Here is a 19,576-nt window from a genome sequence, read left to right on the forward strand (position 1 = left end):
TCACGCGACCGGCGCGGCGAGCCCGGGTGACGCGGGGGGCGACGCGACGTGGGCGACGTCGTCGGCGTTGCTCCCGAGGAAGCGCGCGATCCGCTCGCAGAGCCGCGCGCGGAAGGCGTCGTCGGTGGGGGGCGAGTGGCGGCAGCCCTCGAGCAGCTCGGTCTCGGCGCGCGGCAGGAGCTCCTTCGCGCGGGCGAGCAGCCTGGCGCCGGGGAAGCTCACGTCGTCGTCGGCGCCGAACACGAGCGCGGGCCGCGTGAACCCGGCGAGGGACGCGGGCGTGGCGAGCGGCGGCGGCCGGAAATCGAGCCGGTAGCTGCGCACGGCGTCGCCGAAGTAGGAGCACCACAGGTCGTCCTGCGTGCTGAACAGCCCGGAAACGAGGCGCGCGAGGCGCTCCTCCGAGGGGAAGGCGCGGTAGAGGGCCATCGGGATGGCGATGCGCGTGAGGCCCTGCCACGGCGAGCCCGACACAAGGGCCGCCGGCACGATCAGGACGAGCCTGTCGATCCGGCCAGGGGCGACCTGGGCCATGCGCAGGGCCGCGAAGCCGCCCCAGCTCACGCCGAGGAGGTGGGCGCGCGCGAGGCCGAGCGCGTCGAGGACGTCGGTGAGCCACTCGGCGTAGGCGGGCCCGTCGATCGGCAGGCGGACGTCGGCGCTCTTGACCGACTGGCCGATGACGTCGATCGCGTGGACGCGGTGGCGCGCGAGGAGCGGGCCGAGCTCGCCGAGGAGGTGCGCGGAGCTCGCGAGCGCGCCGTGCAGGCAGACGAGCGGCGGGGCGTCCTCGGGGCCGGCGACGAGGACGTGCGTGGCGCCGAAGCGGGTCGAGAGCTCGCGCGATCGGGCCGGGGCCGGGAGCCTCTCGTGGAACCTGTCGAACCACGCTGCGATGCGCGCGCGCGCCTCGGGACTGCGGAACATGATGGATGACGTCATCGAGCCCTCCTGACGTTGGCTGCGGGGCGGAGGCCGCAGAGGTGCTGAGCGACGAGCCGATCGACGAGGGCGACGGGCGACGGGTGCGCGCCCTGGACCCATGCGATCAGCGCGAAGTAGTAGAAGGAGAAGAAGGCGACGCCGAAGAGCGCGGCGTCGGCGTCGTCGGCGACCTCCCCCGCCGCGCGCGCGTCGTCGAACAGCTCGACGACGCGGCGGTGCGCGGCGCCGACCTGCTCGGCGAAGCGCGCCTGCCACGGCGGGTCGGCGAACAGCGACTCGCGGAGCAGCGTCTTCGAGAGGGTTGGCCTGCGGGCGTAGTGCGCGAAGAACGCGGCGGCGAGCCGGTGGAGGCGCTGCTCGAGGGGGCCGGGCTCCTCGTCGCGGACGGCCTCGGCGGCGGTGGCGGCGAGGTCGTCGAACAGCGCGGCGTGGAGCAGGTCGCGCTTGTCGGCGAAGTGGAGGAGGACGGTGCCCGCGGCGACGCCGGCGTCCGCCGCGATGGCGCGGACGTTCGCTGCCTCGAAGCCGTGGCGCTCGAAGTGGTCGCGCGCGACCTCGAGGATCCGGGCGCGCGTCGCGTCCTTCTGGGCGTCGCGGCGGCCGGGCTTCTGGGTGAACGCGTTCACTGAACGCGTTCATTGCACGGGCGAGGACGGAGCGCAAGGCGCAACGGGGTTGAGGCGCCCGCAACGGGGCAACGGGGTTGAGGCGCCCCCAACGGGGTTGAGGCGCCCCCAACGGGGTTGAGGCGCCCGGCGGAGGCGCCCGGCGCCCGCCAGTCCGTGCAGCGCTACGACGTCGGAACGACAGGAAGTCGTCGGCGCGCGTTCCTCGGCACCACCGGCTCGGGCGGCGGCGGGGCCGGCGCGTCCCAGGGCTCCTCCACGAGCTCGAAGAGGCCGTGGTCGTACGGCACGCGCGGCGCGTGCTGGTTCATGACGAGCCGCTCGCGGATGCCCCGCCGCTTGAGCTGCGTCACGCGGTGGTAGCAGAAGGGGTTGTTGCCGCGCTTGCCGAGCGTGCAGTGCGCGGTCCACGAGCACCCCGCGCGGCAGGCGTCCGCGTAGTAGCACGTGGCGCAGTGACCCCAGAGCTCGCTCGCGTCGCGATCGCGCGCGAAGCGGACCGCCTCCGAGCGCTCCCAGATGTGCTCGAGGCCGAGCTCGCGCACGTTGCCGCCGGCATAGGGCGCGGTCGGGAGCGAGGGGCACGCCTTCACTGTGCCGTCGGACTCGATGCCGATCGCGTTGATGCCGCCGCGACAGCCGCGCCAGTGGGCGTCCCCGCCGCCAGGCCTCGAGCGCAGGAGCTGCTCGTGCGGGCCGAAGTAGCCGATGTTGTTGTTCGCGAACACGTTGAACGGGACGCCCGACACGTGCGTCTCGAGCGCCTCCCGCTGGATGGCGGCGAGGGTGTCGATGACCTCGACGACGCGCCATGGCTCGAGGATCCACTCGGGATGATCGGCCGCGCGCCCCATCGGCACGGTGAGCTGCACCTGCCATGTCTGGATGCCGTGCGCGCGCAGCTCGGCGCACGTCTCGCGCAAGAGGTGGGCGTTGAGGCGGTTGATCTGGGTGTTGGCTGTCGTGATCAGCCCGGCGGCGCGGCCGTTGTCGAGCGCTCGGATCGCGGCCGCGTGGCTGCCGACGTTGCCGCGCAGCTCGTCGTGGACGTGCGCCGGCCCGTCGATCGAGACCCCGAGCCCGGTGAGCCCCGCGGCGCGGAGCGCCCTCGCCCGCTCGATCGTGAAGGCTCGCCCGCCCGTCTGCATGATGACGCGGATGCCGCTGCGCGCGAAGCACGCGATGATCTCGGCGAGATCGTCGCGCAGGTACGCCTCGCCGCCGATGAGCGCGATCTCGCGGCAGCCCAGCCGCACGAGGCTCGCGGCGACCTCGAGCACCTCCTCGGTCGAGAGCTCCGCGTCGCGCGCGGCGCCGGCGCGCGACCCGCAGTGCTGGCACGGCTGGTCGCACTTCATCGTGAGCTCCCAGACCGCGTAGATCGGCTTCGCCTCCAGGAGGTCCGCGGGCATGAGCGCGCGGACGGGGATCTCGGTCGGCGCGATCATCGGCTCACTCCCCCGCGCTCCCCCCGCCGACAGCGGGGCCGCCGCCAGCCCCGCCAGCGCCGCCGGAGCCGCCGACCGACGGATCCTCGCCGCCAGCGCCGCCGGCGTTGTCGTCGCCGCCGGCGCCCCCTGTCCCGGTCGTGCTGACCGAGGGGCCGCCTCCGTACGCCGCACCCACGTTGATGTCGCCGCCCCAGCCCCCTGTCACTGTCGCGGTGGTCGAGGGGCCGCCTCCGTACGCCGCACCCACGTTGATGTCGCCGCCCCAGCCCCCTGTCCCGCTCGTGCTGGAGGGGCCGCCCCCGTACGCCGCACCGACGTTGATGTCGCCGCCCCAGCCCGAGCTGCTGGAGCTGGCCTGGTCTCGCTGGTCGGTGACCTCGGCGGCGCAGGCGAGCGGCTGGAGCAAGGCGGCCGTCAGCCCCATGAGCACGGCGACCTTCGTGCGCGGGACAGCGCCGTCCGCCGCGCGCATGGTCGCGCCGCAGTGCGGGCACTCGGTCTCGCCGGGGCGCGCGTGGCAACCGCAGGAGCTACAAGGGACGAGCGTGGGAAAGGGGACAGGCACGGGGAAGTCCTTTCGCGTCGAGGCTGGCGCCTCGCTCCCGCGCCAAGCAACTCGTGCGCCCGCCCCGTCACGACGCGGAGCCACGCGAGATCATGACGAAAAATGGCCCGGGCAGCGCTCCCCCCGAGGGAGCCGCATGGCACAACCCGGCATGCGATCGGCGCAGGTCGGCATACCCGCGGTCCGGTGCCCGGGGACGCCTCGCTGGATCCATGCGTCAGGGAGCCCCGGCGCCGCACGCCTCCAGGCGCTGCTCGAAGAAGCGTCGTTCCATCGCGTTGCGGGCGAGCGAGAGCGCTGACCGGAAGTGCTGGGCCGCGACCTCGCGCTCGCCGCGGCGGAGCTCGAGCTCACCGAGCGCGGCGAAATAGAAGGGATACGCGGAGAGCCGGGCCCTGCCCTCGATCGCGCCGATCTCCTGGAGACCGCGCTCCGGGCCCTCGTGCTGCGCGACGGCGATGGCGCGGTTGAGGGCGACGACAGGGGAAGGACGGATCGCCATCAGCGTGTCGTAGAGCGTGACGATGGTCTCCCAGCTCGTGTCCTCCGCGCGCTCCGCGCTCGCGTGGACCGACGCGATGGCGGCCTCGACGTGGTACTCCGTCAGCTCGGGGCCCGTGGCCGAGAGGTCGAGGAGCCGCCGGCCCTCGGCCACGAGCGCGCGGTCCCAGCGCGAGCGGTCCTGGTGGAGCAGCGAGCTCAGGTGGCCGGAGGCGTCGACGCGCGCCGGGAGGCGCGCCGCGTGCAGGCACATCAGCGCGGCGAGGGCGTGCGTGGCGGGCGTCGACGAGAGGGGGTGATGGACGAGGAGCGCCGCGAGGTGCATCGCCTCCCGGCAGAGCTCCACCCGCACCGCCTCCCGGGCGCACGCGCCGTGGTAGCCCTCGTTGAAGAGCAGGTAGAGCGCGCGCTGGACGGCCGAGAGGCGGGCGGAGAACTCGTCGTCGGTGAGCTCGAACAGCCGCGCCGAGCCGGCGAGCACCTTCTTCGCCCGCGAGATGCGCTTCTCGATCGCCGCCTCGGTGCAGAGGAACGCGGCCGCTACCTCGCTCGCGGTGAAGCCGCAGAGGACGTGGAGCACGAGCGCTACCTGCGCCTCCTCGGGCAGCCGGGGGTGGCAGCACGAGAACATCATCCGGAGCTGATCGTCGCGGATCGCGGCCGCGCCGAAGAGCTCGTCGACCGCGGGGGCGAGCGGGCGCTCGTCCTCGAGGAGCCGCGTGAGCTCGGGCGCGAAGGTGCGCGCGGTCCGCTCGCGCCGCAGGGCGTCGAGCGCGCGGTGCTTCGCCGTGGCCATGAGCCACGCGGCGGGGTTCTCCGGCGCGCCCTGGAACTTCCACACCTCGAGCGCGCGGCAGAGGGCGTCCTGCACGACGTCCTCTGCCAGCGCGAGGTTGTGGACCCCGAAGACGCGCGTCAGCGTGGCCAGCATGCGGCCCGCCTCGCGCCGGAAGATCGGCTCGACCGGCTCCACTACAGGGTGAGCTTCATGATCGGGCGCACCTCGACGGCGCCTCCGGCGTCGAGGATGGGGCAGCCCTTCGAGAGCTCGACCGCGTGCGCGACGTCCTCGGCCTCGATGATCGTGTAGCCGCCGATCACGTCCTTGGCCTCGGCGAACGGCCCGTCCACGACCGCCCGCTGCTTGCCCTCCACGAACTTGCCGGTGCGCTCGAGGGGGTGGCCGGGGTCCTTGAGGTGCCCCTTCTCGCCGAGCTCCTTCATCCACGCGGACCATTTCTGCATGCGCTGCTGCATCTCCGCCGGGGAGGTCGTCCAGTCTTTGCCGCGGTACAGGAAAACGAATTCGCTCATCGGTCTGTCTCCTTGCGAGGTGCTTCGCCCCTCCGACGTTCGAGGGACGCCGCGCCGGACACTTTTTTTCTGCCCGCGAGCCGCTCGGCAGACGCCGGCGAGGGAGGCCGGGCGCCGGGGCACGACACGGGGAGAGGCGGCAACAGACGAGAGCCGACGGAAAGGCGACGCGCCGAAGCGCGGGATGGGGCGCATCCTACCGATTCACGATGGAGGTGAATTCTTCCATCCACAGCGCTCCATCCACGCGGCCACACGGCCGCTCCAGGGCGCGATCCGACGCCGGAAGCGCCGGTCAGCCCGCCGTGGCGGCCTGCTGCGACTGGGTGCGCGCGCGGAGGCGCTGCTTGGCGGAGGGGCCGCCGGGGTGGCGGACGGACGCGACGGCGCGGTCCATCGCGTCGCGCCAGTAGCGGGCGACGTCCTCGCTGTCGGTCAGGAGGGCGTCGATGGGGCCGTGGTCGGTGTCGATCTCGACGGCGAAGCGGTCGCCGCGGGGCTGCACCTGGACGGCGTGGACCTCGCCCGCGGAGATGGCGGCCCCGAGCCGGCCCTCGGGGCGCATGTCGATCGCGCCGGTGCGGCTCACCCAGGGCGCGACGACGAAGCGGCCCGCGCCGAACGACGCGACCGGGGCGGAGCGCGCCGCGTACCGGGACGAGAACCGGGCGACGCCGAGGAACGCGTAGCCCGCGAGCGAGAGCAGCGCGGCGGCGCTGCCGGCGCCGATCGCGATGGCGCTGTCGCCCGCGGAGACGCTCCGCATGACCTGGATCCACAGCGCGAGCGCGAGGAGCAGCAGCGCGCCGCCGAGGAGGGCGTTGCGGGTCGCGGAGCCGCGCGGGCCCTGGCTCGCGTGGTCGCGCAGGACGAAGAGCTCGCCCTCGCTCCGGATCGCGAACCGCGCCAGCGCGGCGGCGGAGAGGGCGGGCGCGGGCGCGGGCTCCGGGAGGGGGCGCGGCGCGACGGCGTCCGGCGGCTCGGTGCCCCGCGCCGTCTGGAGCGGCACGCGCAGCGCGGCCGCGAGCGGCGCCGCCACCGCCTCGACGAGCGCCTCGGCCCGCGCGGCCTCGAGGTCCTGCGCCTCGGCGACGAGCAGGCGCTGCGCCGCGGCGGCGCGGCCCGCTCCACCGGGCGCGAGCGCGAGCCAGGCGGCGACGCGGGTCCGCTCGCGCGCGCACGTGGGGGCGCCGCAGCACGGGCGCTGCTCCGCGGTCACCTCGACGCGCACGGCGTCGCGCGGCTCGGCCGCCGCCTCCCCTGCCCCGCCCGCGCCGCCCGCATCGGACCGCGGCGGGCCGGCGTCCGCGAGCCGCAGGGGCGCCACCCGGAGGACGCTGGCGCCGTGCTCGAACAGCAGCCAGACGGGGTCGCGCGGGGGCGGCCCGAAGGCCGCCTCCTTGTCGCGCTGCGACGCGCCGAGCTCGGGGGCCACGCGGAGGAGCAGCGGAGCGCCGCCCTCTGCCGAGAGGGCGCGCGCCGCGCCGGCCGGATCGCCGAGCGGATCGAGTGCCGGAACGGAGCTGTCGGCCCCAAGGGAGCGGAGGGCGCGCGCGACCTCCGCGTCGAACGCTGCGGTGCTCGGCGCGGGCATGGCGGCACGTTTGCCCCGGCTGCGCTGGGTTGTAAAGCGGCCCCCGCGCTACGAGCGCTCGCGCGGCGCGTGGGCGGCCCCACGGCGCCGGAGCCGGCGCGACAGCAGCGCGCCGAGCGCGGCGAGCGGCAGCGCCCCCCGGCTGCCCGGCGACCCGCCGCCGCCCGAGCAGGAGCAGCCGGCGTCGCTGGGGGCGTCCTCCAGGCCGCCGGCGCCGCTCTGCGGCCCGCCCTCGCTCCCCGGCGCGGCGCCGCCCGCGCCGCCCGCGCCGGCGCCCGAGCTCGCGACGGCCGTCCCGCCGATCGGGTACAGCGCGCAGACGCCCTCGATGTCGTCGTCCTCGAGCGTGCGCGCCGACGTGCCGCCCGGGTAGAACCCCAGCATCGTCGCGCCGCGCACGTTCGTGTGGCCGAGGCCGAGGAAGTGCCCCTCTTCGTGGGTGGCGATCGACCGCACGTCGATGCAGCCGCCCTCGCCCGTGTCGTTCCAGCAGAAACCCACGTTGTTGAACACCATGTCGGCGTCGTCGATGACGCCGTCGGCATCCCAGACCGGCATCGTGATCGCGACGATCGAGTCGGCGGCCCCGAGCTCGTCCGGCCAGACGTCGCTGATCCAGAGGAACACGTTCTTGCCGTCGTCGAAGGCGCGGCCGTCGTCCGTGTCGCCGAGGAGCTCAGTCTGCCACGCCGTGCACGCGGGGCTCGACCACGCCGCGAACCCGGCCTCGATGCCGGCCGCCGCGAAGCCGGACAGCGGCCCCGGGATCGATCTCTTGTGGATGTGATAGCGGACCGGCAGCTCGCCCCATCGCGGGACGGCCTCGAGGTCGAGCGGCGTCCACGCGGCGGCCTCGCGGGCCCCGGCGAGCAGCGCCAGCACGGCGAGCGCCGCGACGCGGGCGATCGCGGCCCTGGTGCGTCGCTTCATCCCCTCATCATCGGCTCATCGGCCCTGCGGCACCACCTCGAGCTCCTCGGGGGCCGCGCCCCCCTCGAGCGGCACGCTCACCTCCACCCCCTCGTGGACCGGCAGGGACGCGGGGATCGGCCAGGCGCGCGGCGTCCGGCCCTCGCCGGCGGCGGCCTCGCGCAGCGTGACGCCGCGCACCGGGGTGACGCCGCCGTTGAAGAGGCACGCGCGCAGCCGCCCCTCCTCCGCCGTCACCGAGCACGGGATGACGTCGGCCGTCGCGCGCCGGATCCGCTCGAGCTTCGTCTGCTCCAGGGGCGGGGCGGGCAGGAGCGACACGAGCGCGTCGCGGGCGCGCGGGTCGCGCAGCCAGGCGAGCATCATCGCGGCGTGGATGCGCACGACGCGGTAGCGCGCGCGCGTGAGCTGGAAGAAGGCGTCGGGCGAGGCCACCCCGGTCTCGCCGTCGAGCATGCCCGTCACGCCGGGCTCGATCTTCACCTCGGTGCCGGGCGCCTCGACGTGCCACTTCACCGCGCGCCCCGGCAGGAGCGCGCCCTCCCAGAACAGCCCGCGCTCGGTGATCCCGGCGCGCTCGCCGCGGTGATTGCGCCGCGCGAACGTGAGCAGCACGCGGAAGTCGCTGACGGACGCGCCGCTGTTGTTGACGACCGCGAGCTCGAAATCGTAGCGACCGCGCGCCGGCCGCGGCCTGGGCACGCCGGCGTCGGCCGGCGCCGCGCCGGCGTCGGCGGGCCCCTCGCCGGCGTCGCCCCGCTCGACGTCGTCCGCGTCGGCGGCGCGCCGCCGCGCGCGCCGCCGCGCGCGGGGCTCGTCGTCCTCGTCGCCCTCGCGGCGCTGCACGAGGATCGGCGCGATCACCTCCGCGCCGTCGTCCGGGCCGGTCGACCCGAGCACGCTGAGGATCGGCACCCCGTCCCGCCAGAGCGGCGAGTCGGCGCGGTCGCACAGGCAGTGCGGGAACGCCGGCTCGGCGCGCTCGCGGGCCTCGCTCGCGAGCACCGCGGCGGTGGCCCCGCGGGCCGCCTGCCCGACGCCGCGCGCCGCCTGCCGCTCCGCCGGGGGGAGGTCCCGGGGCGCCGCGAACCGCTGCACGAACGCCATCGTCGCCACGATGCCGACCACCGCGAGCGCCGCGGGCACGAGCACGCGGGCCCGGAGCGGGAGCGCGTCGAGGCCCTCCTCGGCGCCGCGCGGCGGCGGCGCGCCGAGCGGCGTCGGCCGGGGCGCGAACACGGCCGCGGCCGGCGAGCCGGGGTCCGAGGCGGCGAGCCGGTCGGACGCGAAGCCCATGCGCCGCGACAGCTCCGCGACGAGCGCGTCGCGCAGGCGGTCCGAGGGCGGCCCCCCCCAGGTCGCGAGCCGCGCGGCGAAGCGCAGCGCGAGCCAGGTCGCGAGCGCGACGAGCAGCGCGAGCGACGCGGTGCCGAGCGGGCCGCTCGCGAGGTAGTCGGGCGACAGGGCCGCCGCGAGGACGCCGAGCGGCGCCGGCGCGATCCAGCTCGCCAGGCGGGCGCGGAGGCGCGCGCGGTAGGCGCTCTCCATCGCCTCCATCGCCGCCGGCGAGAAGACGCCGGGCACGCCGGGGAGATCGCCCTCGAAGCGCGCCAGGACGAAGCAGTTGTGCGGCGAGCACGCGGACGGATCGAGGGCGACGCAGAGGGCCTTGCCGCGCCGGAAGAGGCCGCGGACCGCTGTGTACGGCACCCCGAAGCGGACCGGCGCGGCCACGGCGCCCAGGGCGAACCCCTCGGCGTAGCCGGCGACGCGCACCAGCTCCACCTCGAGCTCGGTCTCGGCGCAGGTGAAGCGCACCGCACCGACGGCATTGGCGCCGCCCTCGGCGATCGCCAGGGCGGCGACGGAGAACGCGCGAGCCAAGGTGGCCGCACCCTAACCGCGCGGGCCGGAGCGCTGCAACGGAAACCCGGCCCCGCCGGAGGAGCCGGACGCGGCGGGTGACCGTTGATCGCCCCGCGCGGGGTGCGTAAGACGTGGCGCCATGAAGCCTCTTCGAAACGCCCTCCTCGCCCTCTCCTGCGCTGTCGTCCTCGGCCCGGTCGCTGGCTGCGAGGACAAGGTCCCCGAGCCGGACCTGCCGCCGGGCAGCGCCATCCCGGCGGTGAAGCCCGCCGAGCCGGAGCCGGCCGACATGATCAAGGAAGACATCGTCGTGGGCACCGGCCCGGAGGCGAAGGACGGCGACAGGGTCCGCGTCCACTACACGGGGCGCCTCCTGAAGAACAACGCCGAGTTCGACTCGTCCGTCGGCCGGGAGCCGTTCGAGTTCAGGCTCGGCAACACGGAGGTCATCAAGGGCTGGGACGAGGGCGTCGTCGGGATGAAGGTGGGCGGCAAGCGCAAGCTGACGATCCCGTCGCGCCTCGCCTACGGCGAGTCGGGCAGCCCGCCGAAGATCCCCGGCAAGGCGACGCTCGTCTTCGACATCGAGCTGCTCGGCGTCGGCGACGCTCCGGCCGACGCGGCCGCCGCGGCCGACAAGGCCGGCAAGGCCGGCAAGGCGACCGACAAGGCGGCCAAGCCCGCGGCCGACAAGGCGGCCAAGCCGGCCGCCGCGCCGGCCGAGAAGAAGGAGGCGCCGAACGAGGCGAAGTGAGCCGACGCGGCGCCGGTCCAGCCGGACGGCGCCGCGCCCGACGGGGTCGCGCTGGAGGGCGACGCGCGCGAGCGCCTCGAGGAAGATCTCGTGCGCGAGACGACGCGCGGCGTGACGGAGGCGACCGTGGCGCGAGGTGAGCCCGGAACGCGCGCGCGGCGCAGCGCGGATCGCGCTACGCCCAGCGGAGCTGCCGCAGGTCTTCCCAGACGTCGCGCGCGCAGTAATAGCGGTAGGCGTCGCGGCGGCGCAGCAGCTTGGCGATCACCTGGCTGAGCGGCGTGCCGAGCGCCTCGGCCTTCTGCCGCGGCGTGCCCTCGGCGATCTGGCGCGTGATCTCCTCGTACGAGGCGTTGACGTCGATGGCCGGCTGGCCGGTGTGCATCTGGTACATGAGCAGCCCGAGCTGGTAGAGGTCGCTCTGCGTCGTCGTGTAGCCCGCCGTCACGAGCTCGGGCACGAGGATCTTCGGGTTCGCGACCTGCGGGCGGAACCAGCGGGTCACGCCGTCGAGCTGGTGGGCGACGCCGAAGTCGGTGAGCTTGACGATCGGCTTGTGGTCGAGCTGGGAGATGAGGACGTTGCCCGCGTGCAGGTCGGCGTGCACGACGCCGTTGTCGTGCAGGTACTGCAGCGTCATCAGGAGCTGGCGCGCGAGCTCGAGGAGCAGCGGCGGCTGGAACGGGGTGCCGAGCAGCGCCCGGAGGCTCGTGTCGCACCGCTCGAGCGCCAGGTAGAAGAGGTAGTTCACCTCGAAGGCGTCGTGGATGTAGACGATGTTCGGGTGGCGGAAGCTCTCCAGGCGGAGCATCTCGCGCGACCACTCCTCCTTGACGACCTGGTAGGGCTTGTTGGCCGGCCGCAGCATCTTCAGGGCGTACACCTGATCGAACGGCCCGCTGCACTCGTAGACCGAGCCGTACTGGCCGTCGCCGATGAGCGCCCCGATGACGTACGTCCCCCGGGTGGAGGTCAGCGCCGAGCCCGGTATCGGAAACGGGATCAGGAAGCTGCCAGTGGAGGACCAGGTCACGGCAGGGCCATCGTAACCGAAAACGTCCGCGGCCGTTCACCCCGCGGCGCGCGGGCCGGGACGCGGGGCGCGGCCAGAGCCGCCCGCGCGAGGCGCGCTGTCCCCCCGGGCCGAGTCCCACGAGCGCCCCGGGCGCGACGCGCCGGGGGCGGCCGGACGCTCATGAAGCGGCGAGCCTCCGCACGACCTCCGCGGCCTCGGTCTGGTCGAGCTCGAGCGCGGCGGCGACGTCGAGCAGGAGCTCGCGCTCGCTGGTCCTGACGATCCCGTCGGCGACGACGACCTGGGCGGCCAGGGAGAAGGCGACCTTCCGGGCCTGCGGGCTGGGGAGCCGCTCCTTGAGCGACGCGAGCCGGGCGGCGCGGCCCTCCTTCTGGAGCTGCGCCACGACCGTCTTGATGAGCTCGTCCATCGTGCTCTGGGGGATCCGGCGGTCCGTGAGCGACTCCACGCTCCGGAAGAAATGCAGCTTCTCCTCCTGGCTGAACTCGCCGTCGGCGAAGGCCGCGAGGAACATCAGCTCGATCAGCGCCTCGAGGTTGGGCTCGTCGAGCGTCTTGAGCGGAGGAGGGCTCATCAGGGGCATCGGATCCGTTTACACCGGGGCCCGACGCGGGACCAGCCCCGGAGCGAGCTCGGGCGCCGCGGGCGGACGCGTCCCGGGGCGGGTATTGGGAGAGGGCGGCCGGTGTGTCATGAGTTCGAACATGCACGTGCGCGAACTCGCCCAGGCGCTCCTCGTCGCGCTCTTCCTCGGCGGCTGCGGCAGCGCGGCCGCGCCCGCGCCGCGCCACGCCGCCGGGCCCGCAGGACCTGCCCCCGCGGCGGCGCTGCGCGCGGCGCCGCCGGCCGAACCAGCCCCGCCGCCGCTGCGGCTGCCGTGCGAGGGGGACGATCTCGTCGGCTGCACGAACGGCTGCGCCGATCACCAGATCGAGGACTGCGTGACGCTGGGCTCGATGTACCTGGGCGGCGCGATCGTCTCGATGGACGTGGAGCGCGCGGTGGGGCTGTTCAAGGAGGCGTGCGTCGAGGGGAGCGCGCGCGGGTGCCTGCGGCTCGGCGACGCGTACCACGATCGGCTCGCGCGCGCGGACGCCGCGGGCGCCGCGGGCGGGGCGGAGGGCGCGGGCGGGGCGGACGAGGCGGCGCTCTACTGGCACGTGCGCGCGTGCCACGCGGGCGCGAACCTCGGCTGCCTCGCGGCCGGCAGGGCCTACCTCCAAGGCCAGGGCGCCGGCGCCGACCCGGGGCGCGCGGCGGCGCTGTTCCGGCGCGTCTGCGAGCGCGGCAACGCACCGGCCTGCGTCGAGCTCGGGCACCTCCACGCCAAGGGCGAGGGCGTGGAGCGCGACGGCTCGAAGGCGATCGAGCTGTTCACGAAGGCGTGCAAGCTCGGCCTGGACGAGGGATGCCTGCTGGCGAGCCGGTCCGGCGACGTCCTGCCGCCGCGCGACTGACGCGGCCGTCAGTCGGTCCGGCGGCGCTGCGCGATGTCCAGCGCCGCCGTGATCATCGCGGTGAGCTGCGTGTCCGAAACGCTCTCGCTCGGGAGCACCACGAGCTCGGCGCCGATGCGCCGCGACAGCTCCATGAACCCCTCGGGATCGAACGCCCGGACGTCCTGGGTCAGCACGATGGCGAGCGGGTTGAGCCAGGCGGCGCTCCCGCGCAGCGACACGAGGTCGCAGGCGAGCAGGTCGGCGCCCTCGACGAAGACCAGCCGGCGGCAACGCTCGGCGAGCTGCTCGCTCGCGCTCACGATCAGCACGACCGAGGCCGATGCCGTCCGCTTGCCCCGCCCCGCAGGGCGCGTCGGGAGTTCTCGCGAGCTCATCGCAGCACCGATCAGCGAGCGATGAGCGGGCGCCCGTACGGGACGGGCGCGGAGCGCGGCGCCTGGGCCCGCGCGCGCGCCTCCTCGTCGAGGGCGAGGTCCATGAGGAAGGAGCCGAGCGGCAGCCGGAAATCCCTGTCGTTCGGCTTGGTCGCGTAGAACGCGAGCAGCGAGAGCACGCTCCCGATCTGCGCCGCGTCCGGATCGTCGGACGCGGCGAAGCGATCGGCGAGCGTGCAGAGCTGCCGGAAGAGCGGGCCGCCCGGGAGCGGGCCGGGGCTGCACATGGCGAAGGTGCCGCTGCCTCGATATCCGAGCTTACGGCGCTTCCTGGCGGGGGTACGGGAGGGGGGTACCATCGTCATGATTGCTGCTCAAGTCGCCTGCAAGAGTGGAGTTGCTCCTCGCGGGGGCTGGCCTGCCGCGGGACGCTCTTCGATTACTAAAGAGCAGCCAGAAGAGAGTCAATCGGAGAGGACGGGGCGGGCCGGGAGAGCGAGAATTTCTGCGGAATCGTCCCCCGTCCGAGCAGCGCGTGGGTATACGTCACCGCATGAAGGCAGTCGTGCTCGCCGGCGGCAAAGGCTCCCGGCTCCGCCCCTACACCGCCCTTATCCCGAAGCCGCTGATGCCGATCGGCGATCACACGATCGTCGAGATCCTCCTCCGGCAACTCGCGCGCGCCGGGGTCACCGACGTGGTGATGTGCGTCGGCCACCAGGCCGCCCTCATCGAGGCCGTCGTCGGCGAGGGGAGCCGGTACGGGCTGCGCATCTCGTACCAGCGCGAGGAGACGCCGCTCGGGACCGTGGGCCCGCTCCGGATCATCGAGCGCGACCTGCCGGAGCGCTTCCTCGTGATGAACGGCGACATCCTGAGCGACGTCGACTTCGCGGCGCTGCACCGCACGGGCGAGGCGGCCGGCGCGCCGCTCACCGTCGCCGTGTGCGAGCGCGCGTCGAAGATCGACCTCGGCGTGCTCGACCTCGGCCCCGAGGGGCGCGTCGTCGGCTTCCGCGAGAAGCCCACGTACACGTTCTGGGTCAGCATGGGCATCTACGCGATGAGCCGCAGCGTGCTGCGCTTCATCCCGGAGGGCCGGCCGTTCGGGTTCGACAACCTCATGCACGCGCTGCTCGACGCCGGCGAGCAGGTGGCCACCTTCCCCTTCCGGGGCCACTGGCTCGACATCGGCAGGAGCGACGACTTCGCCGAGGCGCAGGACGAGTTCGAGAAGAACCGGCAGCGCTACCTACCGGATTGACGCGGCGAGCGCCTCGCACACGGCGTCGACGTCGGCGTCCTGCATGCGCGGGTGCAGCGGGAGCGTGAGCTCGCGGCCCGCGATCGCGTCCGTGCGCGCGAGCCCCTCCTTGCGCACCCGGTCCGAGGCGCCGTGGTGCGAGAAGCGGTGGATCGGCGTGTAGTGCACGCTCGTCTGGACGCCGCGCGCCTTCATCGCCTCCATCACAGCCTCGCGCGAGGCGCCCTCGGGCAGGAGCACCGCCATGAGGTGGTGCGCGCTCTCCCCCACACCGCGCGCGTAGAAATCGCGGTACGGGAGCCCGACGCCGCGCACCCCGGCGAGGCGCTCGTGGTAGCGCGCCGCGAGCGCCCGCCGCCGCGCGTTGCCCGCCGCGAGCCGGCCGAGCTGCACGAGGCCGATGGCGCTGCGGATCTCGTCGATGCGGTAGTTCATGCCCGCGTCCACGACGTCGTACGTGAACGCGTGCCCCTTGTGCCGGTCGAGGGTCAGCGTCGTCATCCCATGCGCGCGGAGGAGCCGCATGCGCGCGTGGAGCGCGTCGTCCCGCGCGATCACGGCGCCCCCCTCGCCGACAGCGAGGTTCTTGTTCGAGAAGAAGCTCAGGCACCCGACGTCCCCGATCGTCCCGAGCGCCCTGCCCCGGAAGGTCGCGAGCGGCGCGTGCGCCGCGTCCTCGACCACCGCGATCCCGCGCTCGGCCGCGATCGCGCAGATCGCGTCCATGTCGCACGGGTAGCCGGCGTAGTGGACGACAGCGATGGCCTTCGTCCTCGGCGTGATCTTGCGGGCGACGTCGGCGGGGTCGATGCCGAGGTCGCCCTCGCCCACGATGTCGGCGAGCACGACGCTGGCGCCGCAGAGGAGCGCGGCGTTGGCGGTCGCCACGAACGTGAGGCTCGGGCAGATCACCTCGTCGCCGGGGCCCACGGAGAGCGCCGTGTACGCGAGGTGCAGCGCGGCGGTGCAGTTCGTCACCGCGAGCACCCGCGGGGCGCCGAGCGCCTCGCCGAGCTTCTGCTCGAACTGCGCCGTGCGCTCCCCCATGGTCAGCCAGCCCGACGCGACGACCTGCCGCGCGGCCTCCGCTTCCTCAGGCCCGAACGAGAGATCGCTGAGAGGTATCTTCCACATGGCGTTCATCCATCCAGCCGGCGCCGCGCGCGGCAGCGGTCGGCGCGGCGCGCGTGGCGTCGACGTCGTCAACGTCAGATTGCGTACTCGCGGGGACGGTAGTCGGCGAGGTGGCGCTCGACATAGGCGTACGTGCGCGCGAGCCCCTCCTCGAGCGACACGCGGGGCGCGTAGCCGACGAGCTCCGCGGCGCGGCGGAAGTCGGCGAGCAGCACCATCACCTCGCTCGCGTCGGGGCGCACCCGGGCCTCGTCCGTCACGAGCTCCGCGCGCTTGCCGGTCACCTCGAAGATGAGCCGGACGAGATCGCCGATGGAGATGGCGCGCCCGCTCCCGACGTTGAGCGTCTGCCCCACGGCCCGCGCGCTCGATCCGACGAGCAGGAAGCCCGCGACGGTGTCGGCCACGAAGTTGAGGTCCCGCACCGGCGCGGTGCTCCCGATGCGGAGCGCGGCGCTGCCGGCGGCGAGCTGCTGCATCACGCTCGGGATGATCGCGCGCGACGACTGCCGCGGGCCGTAGGTGTTGAACGGCCTGATCGTCGCGACCTCGAGCCCAAAAGACAGGTTGTAGCTCTCGGCGAGCTTGTCGGCGCCGATCTTGGTGGCCGAGTACGGGGACTGCCCGGTCAGCGGGTGGGCCTCGTCGATCGGCGTGTAGCGCGCGGTGCCGTAGGTCTCGCTGGTCGAGGTGTGGACCACGCGCGCGCCGTGCTCGCGCGCCGCCTCGAGGACGTTCAGCGTGCCCTGCACGTTGGTCGCGACGTACTGCTGCGGGGCGACGTACGAGTACGGGATCCCGATCAGGGCCGCGAGGTGGAACACGACGTCGGCGCCGCGCACGAGCGACCGGACCGCGCCCGCGTCCTCCACGTTGCCGGGGACGACCTCCACGCCCTCGAGGACGTCATCGGGCAGCCGGTCGAGGTGCCCGCGCCGCGAGCCCGAGGTGTACCGGACGAGCGCCCGCACGCGCGCGCCTTCCCGGACCAGCGCCTCGACGAGGTGGCTGCCGATGAACCCGCCGGCGCCGGTCACCACGACGCGCTTTCCGCGATAAAAGCCTTCGCTCACGGCCGCGTGCGTGGCCCCTGCCAGTTCGCGCGTCAAGCGCGTACCGACGCGGCGCCCAGGTTTGCGCTCGGCGGCGCCGGCCGACGCGCGGCGCCGCCCGGACCGGGCCGCGGCGCAGCCGGGCGGCGCCGCGCGCGGCCGGGCGGCGTGGCCGCGATCACTGGATCTGGATCTGGTCGCTGGGCGTGTTCCCCGCCCCCTCGGGCACGCCGAGCTCGCGGTGCACGCAGAGCCCCTGCTTGCAGTACGCCTGCGGCGGGCTCTTGCAGTCGACCTTGGGCTCCTCGCACTTGCCCGTCTTGTAGCTCTCCGCGACGGGCTTGATCTTGTCGAAGGTCGCGTTGCTGATGGGCTTCGCGCAGCCCGGCCACTCGCTCTGGCGGCAGTCGGCGTCGGTGTTGCAGTGCTGCGCCTTGTTCACCATCTCGAAGGCGTCGCCGCGGAGCTTGTCGCACTCCTTGGGCTCCATCTTGCTGTCACAGCCGGCGAGCAGCGCGAGCAGGACGAGGCCTCCGGCGAGGCGGAACGGGGTTCGAGATCGGGAGGAGGCCGTTCCAGGCCGCCCCCGTCGAGGAGCACACGCGATCATTCAGGGTTCTCCCGGTCAAGATCGCCCTTCCGCGCCGGAAGGGCAGCGGCTTGCGCCGGGCCCTTCGTATCACGGCTGGATTCGGACGCGCATCTGGCGTAGCCCGTCGGCATGGAAGGTCCGCGAGAAGGCTCCGGGGCCGGCGGCTCCGCGCACGACCCCGCTGGTGTCGCTGTCCGCAATTCCCTGCGGGTGCTCACGCTGAACATCTGGAACCGCCACGATCCGTGGGAGGCGCGCCTCGGCCTCATCCGGAAGGGCGTCCGCGAGCTCGCGCCCGACATCGTCGGGCTCCAGGAGGTGATGTCGTACGAGGGCCGGTCGCTGGCCGACGACATCGCCGAGGGGCTCGGCTACGAGGTCGCCTTCGGCCCCGCGCACGAGCTCGGCGGCGGCGTGCTCTTCGGCAACGCCGTGCTGTCGCGGTGGCCGGTCGCGCGGAGCCAGGCGTTCCCCCTGCCCACGGGCGAGACGGACGAGAAGCGCGCGATCCTGCTCGCGGAGCTCGCGTCGCCGCGCGGCGTGCTCCCGTTCTTCGTCACCCACCTGAACTGGAAGTTCCACCACGGCGCCGCGCGCGAGGCGCAGGTCGCGGCCCTGGCCGAGATCGTCATGCGCGAGGCGCCCGTGGAGGGCCTGCCGCCCGTGGTCGTCGGCGACTTCAACGCGCAGCCCGAGGCCACGGAGATCCGGTTCATGAAGGGGCTGCACGCCCTGAACCAGAAGAGCGTCTACTTCGCCGACACGTTCGACCAGACGGGCAAGGGCCCGGGGTTCACCTTCGACCCCGTGCGGAACCCGTTCGCGGCGATCACGAACGAGTACCCTCGCCGCATCGACTACATCTTCGTGCGCGGCCCGGACAAGCAGGGGCGCGGCAAGCCGCTCGCGTCGCGGGTGGTCTTCGAGGAGCTCGAGGACGGCGTCGCCGCGTCGGATCATTACGGGGTGCTGTCGGAGATCTCGATGTAGGAGCCCGCCCGGCGGGCTGGTCCGGTCGCCGTCGCCCTCCCCGGCTTCCGGGTCGCCCTCCCCGGCTTTCTCGAGGGCGCCCTGTTCACGTGTACACTGGCTGCATGTCGTCTCCTCGAGCCCCGGGCGGCGGCCCGCCGAGCCCGCCCGACGCGCCCGACGCGCCCGACGAGCGCTCAGCTCCCTCGCCCGCCGTGCGCGTCGGCCCGGTGGTGCCCGACGCGCTGTCGCTCATCGGCGGCACGCCGCTCGTCCGCCTCGCCCGCATCTCGCCCGAGGGGGGCGGCGTCGTCTACGGCAAGCTCGAGTCGATGAACCCGGGCGGCAGCGTCAAGGACCGGGCAGCGCTCGGCATGGTGCTCTGCGCCGAGCGCGAGGGGGCCCTCAGGAGAGGGGCGACGATCGTCGAGGCGACGAGCGGCAACACGGGGATCAGCCTCGCCATGATCGCCGCCGTGCGCGGCTACCGGTGCGTGGTGGTCATGCCCGAGGACATGAGCGTCGAGCGACGGCACATCCTCCGCGCGTACGGCGCCGAGATCGTCCTCACGCCCGAGGGCCAGGGCATGGCCGGCGCCGTCGCCCGCGCGGTCGAGATCTGCGAGGCGACCCCGGGCGCCTGGATGAGCCAGCAGTTCCAGAACCCGGCGAACCCCGGCGCGCACGCGCGCGCCACCGGCCTCGAGATCCTGGCGCAGACAGGCGGCGACATCGCTGCCTTCGTCGCCGGCGTGGGCACCGGCGGCACGCTGACCGGCTGCGGGCGCGTGCTCAGGGATCGGCTCGGCGGCGCGGTCCGCATCTGCGCCGTCGAGCCGACGAAGAGCGCCGTGCTCTCGGGGCGAGGCGCCGGCCCCCACGGCATCCAGGGCCTCGGCCCCGGCTTCGTGCCGGCGATCCTCGAGCGCTCGCTCATCGACGAGATCCTCACGGTGACCGAGGCGGGCGCGTCCCGCATGGTGCGGCGGCTCGCGCGCGAGGAAGGGCTCCTCGTCGGGCCGAGCTCCGGCGCCAACGTCCACGCGGCCGTGGAGATCGCGCGCAGGATCCACGGGACGATCGTGACGGTGCTGCCCGACTCCGGGGAGCGCTACCTGCTCTGAGCGGCGCGGGGCCCGCACGCGCGCG

Annotated in this window: 21 protein-coding genes; 5 read left to right on the forward strand and 16 right to left on the reverse strand. The window is 74.2% G+C overall.

What is annotated here, in order from left to right:
- From WMF42_RS24015 to WMF42_RS24055, 9 genes are all read right to left on the reverse strand, one after another.
- Positions 1 to 942 carry an alpha/beta fold hydrolase gene (locus WMF42_RS24015; RefSeq protein ID WP_437684952.1) on the reverse strand — a complete coding sequence of 314 codons (942 nt, stop codon included), beginning with the start codon at positions 940 to 942 and terminating at the stop codon, positions 1 to 3.
- Positions 939 to 1,571, reverse strand: a complete 633-nt coding sequence (locus WMF42_RS24020; RefSeq protein WP_437684954.1) for a TetR/AcrR family transcriptional regulator — start codon at positions 1,569 to 1,571, stop codon at positions 939 to 941. Before WMF42_RS24020 ends, WMF42_RS24015 begins: the two co-directional genes overlap by 4 nt.
- 164 nt (positions 1,572 to 1,735) lie before the next feature.
- On the reverse strand, positions 1,736 to 3,019 hold the full coding sequence (locus WMF42_RS24025; protein ID WP_437684956.1) for a radical SAM protein: 1,284 nt from the start codon (positions 3,017 to 3,019) through the stop codon (positions 1,736 to 1,738).
- A 4-nt stretch (positions 3,020 to 3,023) separates the two neighbouring features.
- Entirely contained in the window at positions 3,024 to 3,494 is a 471-nt protein-coding gene (locus WMF42_RS24030) for a hypothetical protein (RefSeq protein WP_061608857.1), read from the reverse strand.
- A 310-nt stretch (positions 3,495 to 3,804) separates the two neighbouring features.
- Complete coding sequence (locus WMF42_RS24035; RefSeq protein WP_437684958.1) at positions 3,805 to 5,061, reverse strand: RNA polymerase sigma factor; 1,257 nt, start codon at positions 5,059 to 5,061, stop codon at positions 3,805 to 3,807.
- Positions 5,061 to 5,402 carry a YciI family protein gene (locus WMF42_RS24040; protein WP_437684960.1) on the reverse strand — a complete coding sequence of 114 codons (342 nt, stop codon included), beginning with the start codon at positions 5,400 to 5,402 and terminating at the stop codon, positions 5,061 to 5,063. The genes WMF42_RS24035 and WMF42_RS24040 overlap by 1 nt, the downstream gene beginning before the upstream one ends.
- Before the next feature lie 295 nt (positions 5,403 to 5,697).
- The gene (locus WMF42_RS24045) at positions 5,698 to 6,996 is read right to left on the reverse strand and encodes a hypothetical protein (protein ID WP_437684962.1); all 1,299 of its coding nucleotides are present in this window, start codon (positions 6,994 to 6,996) and stop codon (positions 5,698 to 5,700) included.
- A gap of 48 nt (positions 6,997 to 7,044) precedes the next feature.
- The gene (locus tag WMF42_RS24050) at positions 7,045 to 7,926 is read right to left on the reverse strand and encodes a matrixin family metalloprotease (RefSeq protein ID WP_437684964.1); all 882 of its coding nucleotides are present in this window, start codon (positions 7,924 to 7,926) and stop codon (positions 7,045 to 7,047) included.
- A gap of 15 nt (positions 7,927 to 7,941) precedes the next feature.
- Positions 7,942 to 9,810, reverse strand: a complete 1,869-nt coding sequence (locus WMF42_RS24055) for a hypothetical protein (protein WP_437684966.1) — start codon at positions 9,808 to 9,810, stop codon at positions 7,942 to 7,944.
- Positions 9,811 to 9,931: 121 nt separating this feature from the next.
- Between WMF42_RS24055 and WMF42_RS24060 the strand changes: the two genes are divergently transcribed.
- Positions 9,932 to 10,546, forward strand: a complete 615-nt coding sequence (locus WMF42_RS24060; protein ID WP_437684968.1) for an FKBP-type peptidyl-prolyl cis-trans isomerase — start codon at positions 9,932 to 9,934, stop codon at positions 10,544 to 10,546.
- 175 nt (positions 10,547 to 10,721) lie between these two features.
- On the opposite strand, the gene WMF42_RS24065 is transcribed toward WMF42_RS24060, so the two are convergent.
- Complete coding sequence (locus WMF42_RS24065; protein ID WP_434040909.1) at positions 10,722 to 11,579, reverse strand: serine/threonine protein kinase; 858 nt, start codon at positions 11,577 to 11,579, stop codon at positions 10,722 to 10,724.
- A gap of 160 nt (positions 11,580 to 11,739) precedes the next feature.
- Positions 11,740 to 12,165 (reverse strand): tellurite resistance TerB family protein, encoded by a 426-nt coding sequence (locus WMF42_RS24070; RefSeq protein ID WP_061613416.1) that lies wholly within the window; start codon positions 12,163 to 12,165, stop codon positions 11,740 to 11,742.
- Between the two features lie 121 nt (positions 12,166 to 12,286).
- Between WMF42_RS24070 and WMF42_RS24075 the strand changes: the two genes are divergently transcribed.
- A complete protein-coding gene (locus tag WMF42_RS24075) occupies positions 12,287 to 13,039 on the forward strand; it encodes a tetratricopeptide repeat protein (protein WP_437684970.1) in 753 nt (250 codons plus the stop codon).
- An 8-nt stretch (positions 13,040 to 13,047) separates the two neighbouring features.
- Here WMF42_RS24075 and WMF42_RS24080 read toward each other — a convergent pair whose 3' ends face one another.
- Positions 13,048 to 13,416 (reverse strand): hypothetical protein, encoded by a 369-nt coding sequence (locus WMF42_RS24080; RefSeq protein WP_061613414.1) that lies wholly within the window; start codon positions 13,414 to 13,416, stop codon positions 13,048 to 13,050.
- Between the two features lie 11 nt (positions 13,417 to 13,427).
- Positions 13,428 to 13,781 (reverse strand): hypothetical protein, encoded by a 354-nt coding sequence (locus WMF42_RS24085; RefSeq protein WP_434040913.1) that lies wholly within the window; start codon positions 13,779 to 13,781, stop codon positions 13,428 to 13,430.
- 188 nt (positions 13,782 to 13,969) lie between these two features.
- On the opposite strand from WMF42_RS24085, the gene WMF42_RS24090 reads away from it, so the two are divergent.
- The gene (locus WMF42_RS24090; protein ID WP_061613412.1) at positions 13,970 to 14,680 is read left to right on the forward strand and encodes a nucleotidyltransferase family protein; all 711 of its coding nucleotides are present in this window, start codon (positions 13,970 to 13,972) and stop codon (positions 14,678 to 14,680) included.
- Here the strand turns inward: WMF42_RS24090 and WMF42_RS24095 are convergent.
- The 3 genes from WMF42_RS24095 to WMF42_RS24105 form a co-directional block, all read right to left on the reverse strand.
- Positions 14,669 to 15,814, reverse strand: a complete 1,146-nt coding sequence (locus WMF42_RS24095; protein WP_437684973.1) for a DegT/DnrJ/EryC1/StrS family aminotransferase — start codon at positions 15,812 to 15,814, stop codon at positions 14,669 to 14,671. The genes WMF42_RS24090 and WMF42_RS24095 overlap by 12 nt on opposite strands.
- A gap of 74 nt (positions 15,815 to 15,888) precedes the next feature.
- A complete protein-coding gene (locus tag WMF42_RS24100) occupies positions 15,889 to 16,887 on the reverse strand; it encodes an SDR family NAD(P)-dependent oxidoreductase (RefSeq protein WP_061613411.1) in 999 nt (332 codons plus the stop codon).
- Positions 16,888 to 17,044: 157 nt separating this feature from the next.
- A complete protein-coding gene (locus WMF42_RS24105; RefSeq protein WP_061607281.1) occupies positions 17,045 to 17,356 on the reverse strand; it encodes a hypothetical protein in 312 nt (103 codons plus the stop codon).
- Between the two features lie 231 nt (positions 17,357 to 17,587).
- Here WMF42_RS24105 and WMF42_RS24110 point away from each other — a divergent pair, with 231 nt between their 5' ends.
- Together WMF42_RS24110 and cysK are read left to right on the forward strand one after the other, a co-directional pair.
- Positions 17,588 to 18,448 carry an endonuclease/exonuclease/phosphatase family protein gene (locus WMF42_RS24110; protein ID WP_233561308.1) on the forward strand — a complete coding sequence of 287 codons (861 nt, stop codon included), beginning with the start codon at positions 17,588 to 17,590 and terminating at the stop codon, positions 18,446 to 18,448.
- Between the two features lie 212 nt (positions 18,449 to 18,660).
- Positions 18,661 to 19,551, forward strand: a complete 891-nt coding sequence (gene cysK / locus WMF42_RS24115; protein WP_061607302.1) for a cysteine synthase A — start codon at positions 18,661 to 18,663, stop codon at positions 19,549 to 19,551.
- Positions 19,552 to 19,576: the final 25 nt, after the last annotated feature.

Origin of the sequence: Sorangium sp. So ce176, assembly GCF_051519835.1 — a bacterium.
In the GTDB taxonomy this organism is placed as follows: domain Bacteria; phylum Myxococcota_A; class Polyangia; order Polyangiales; family Polyangiaceae; genus Sorangium; species Sorangium cellulosum_G.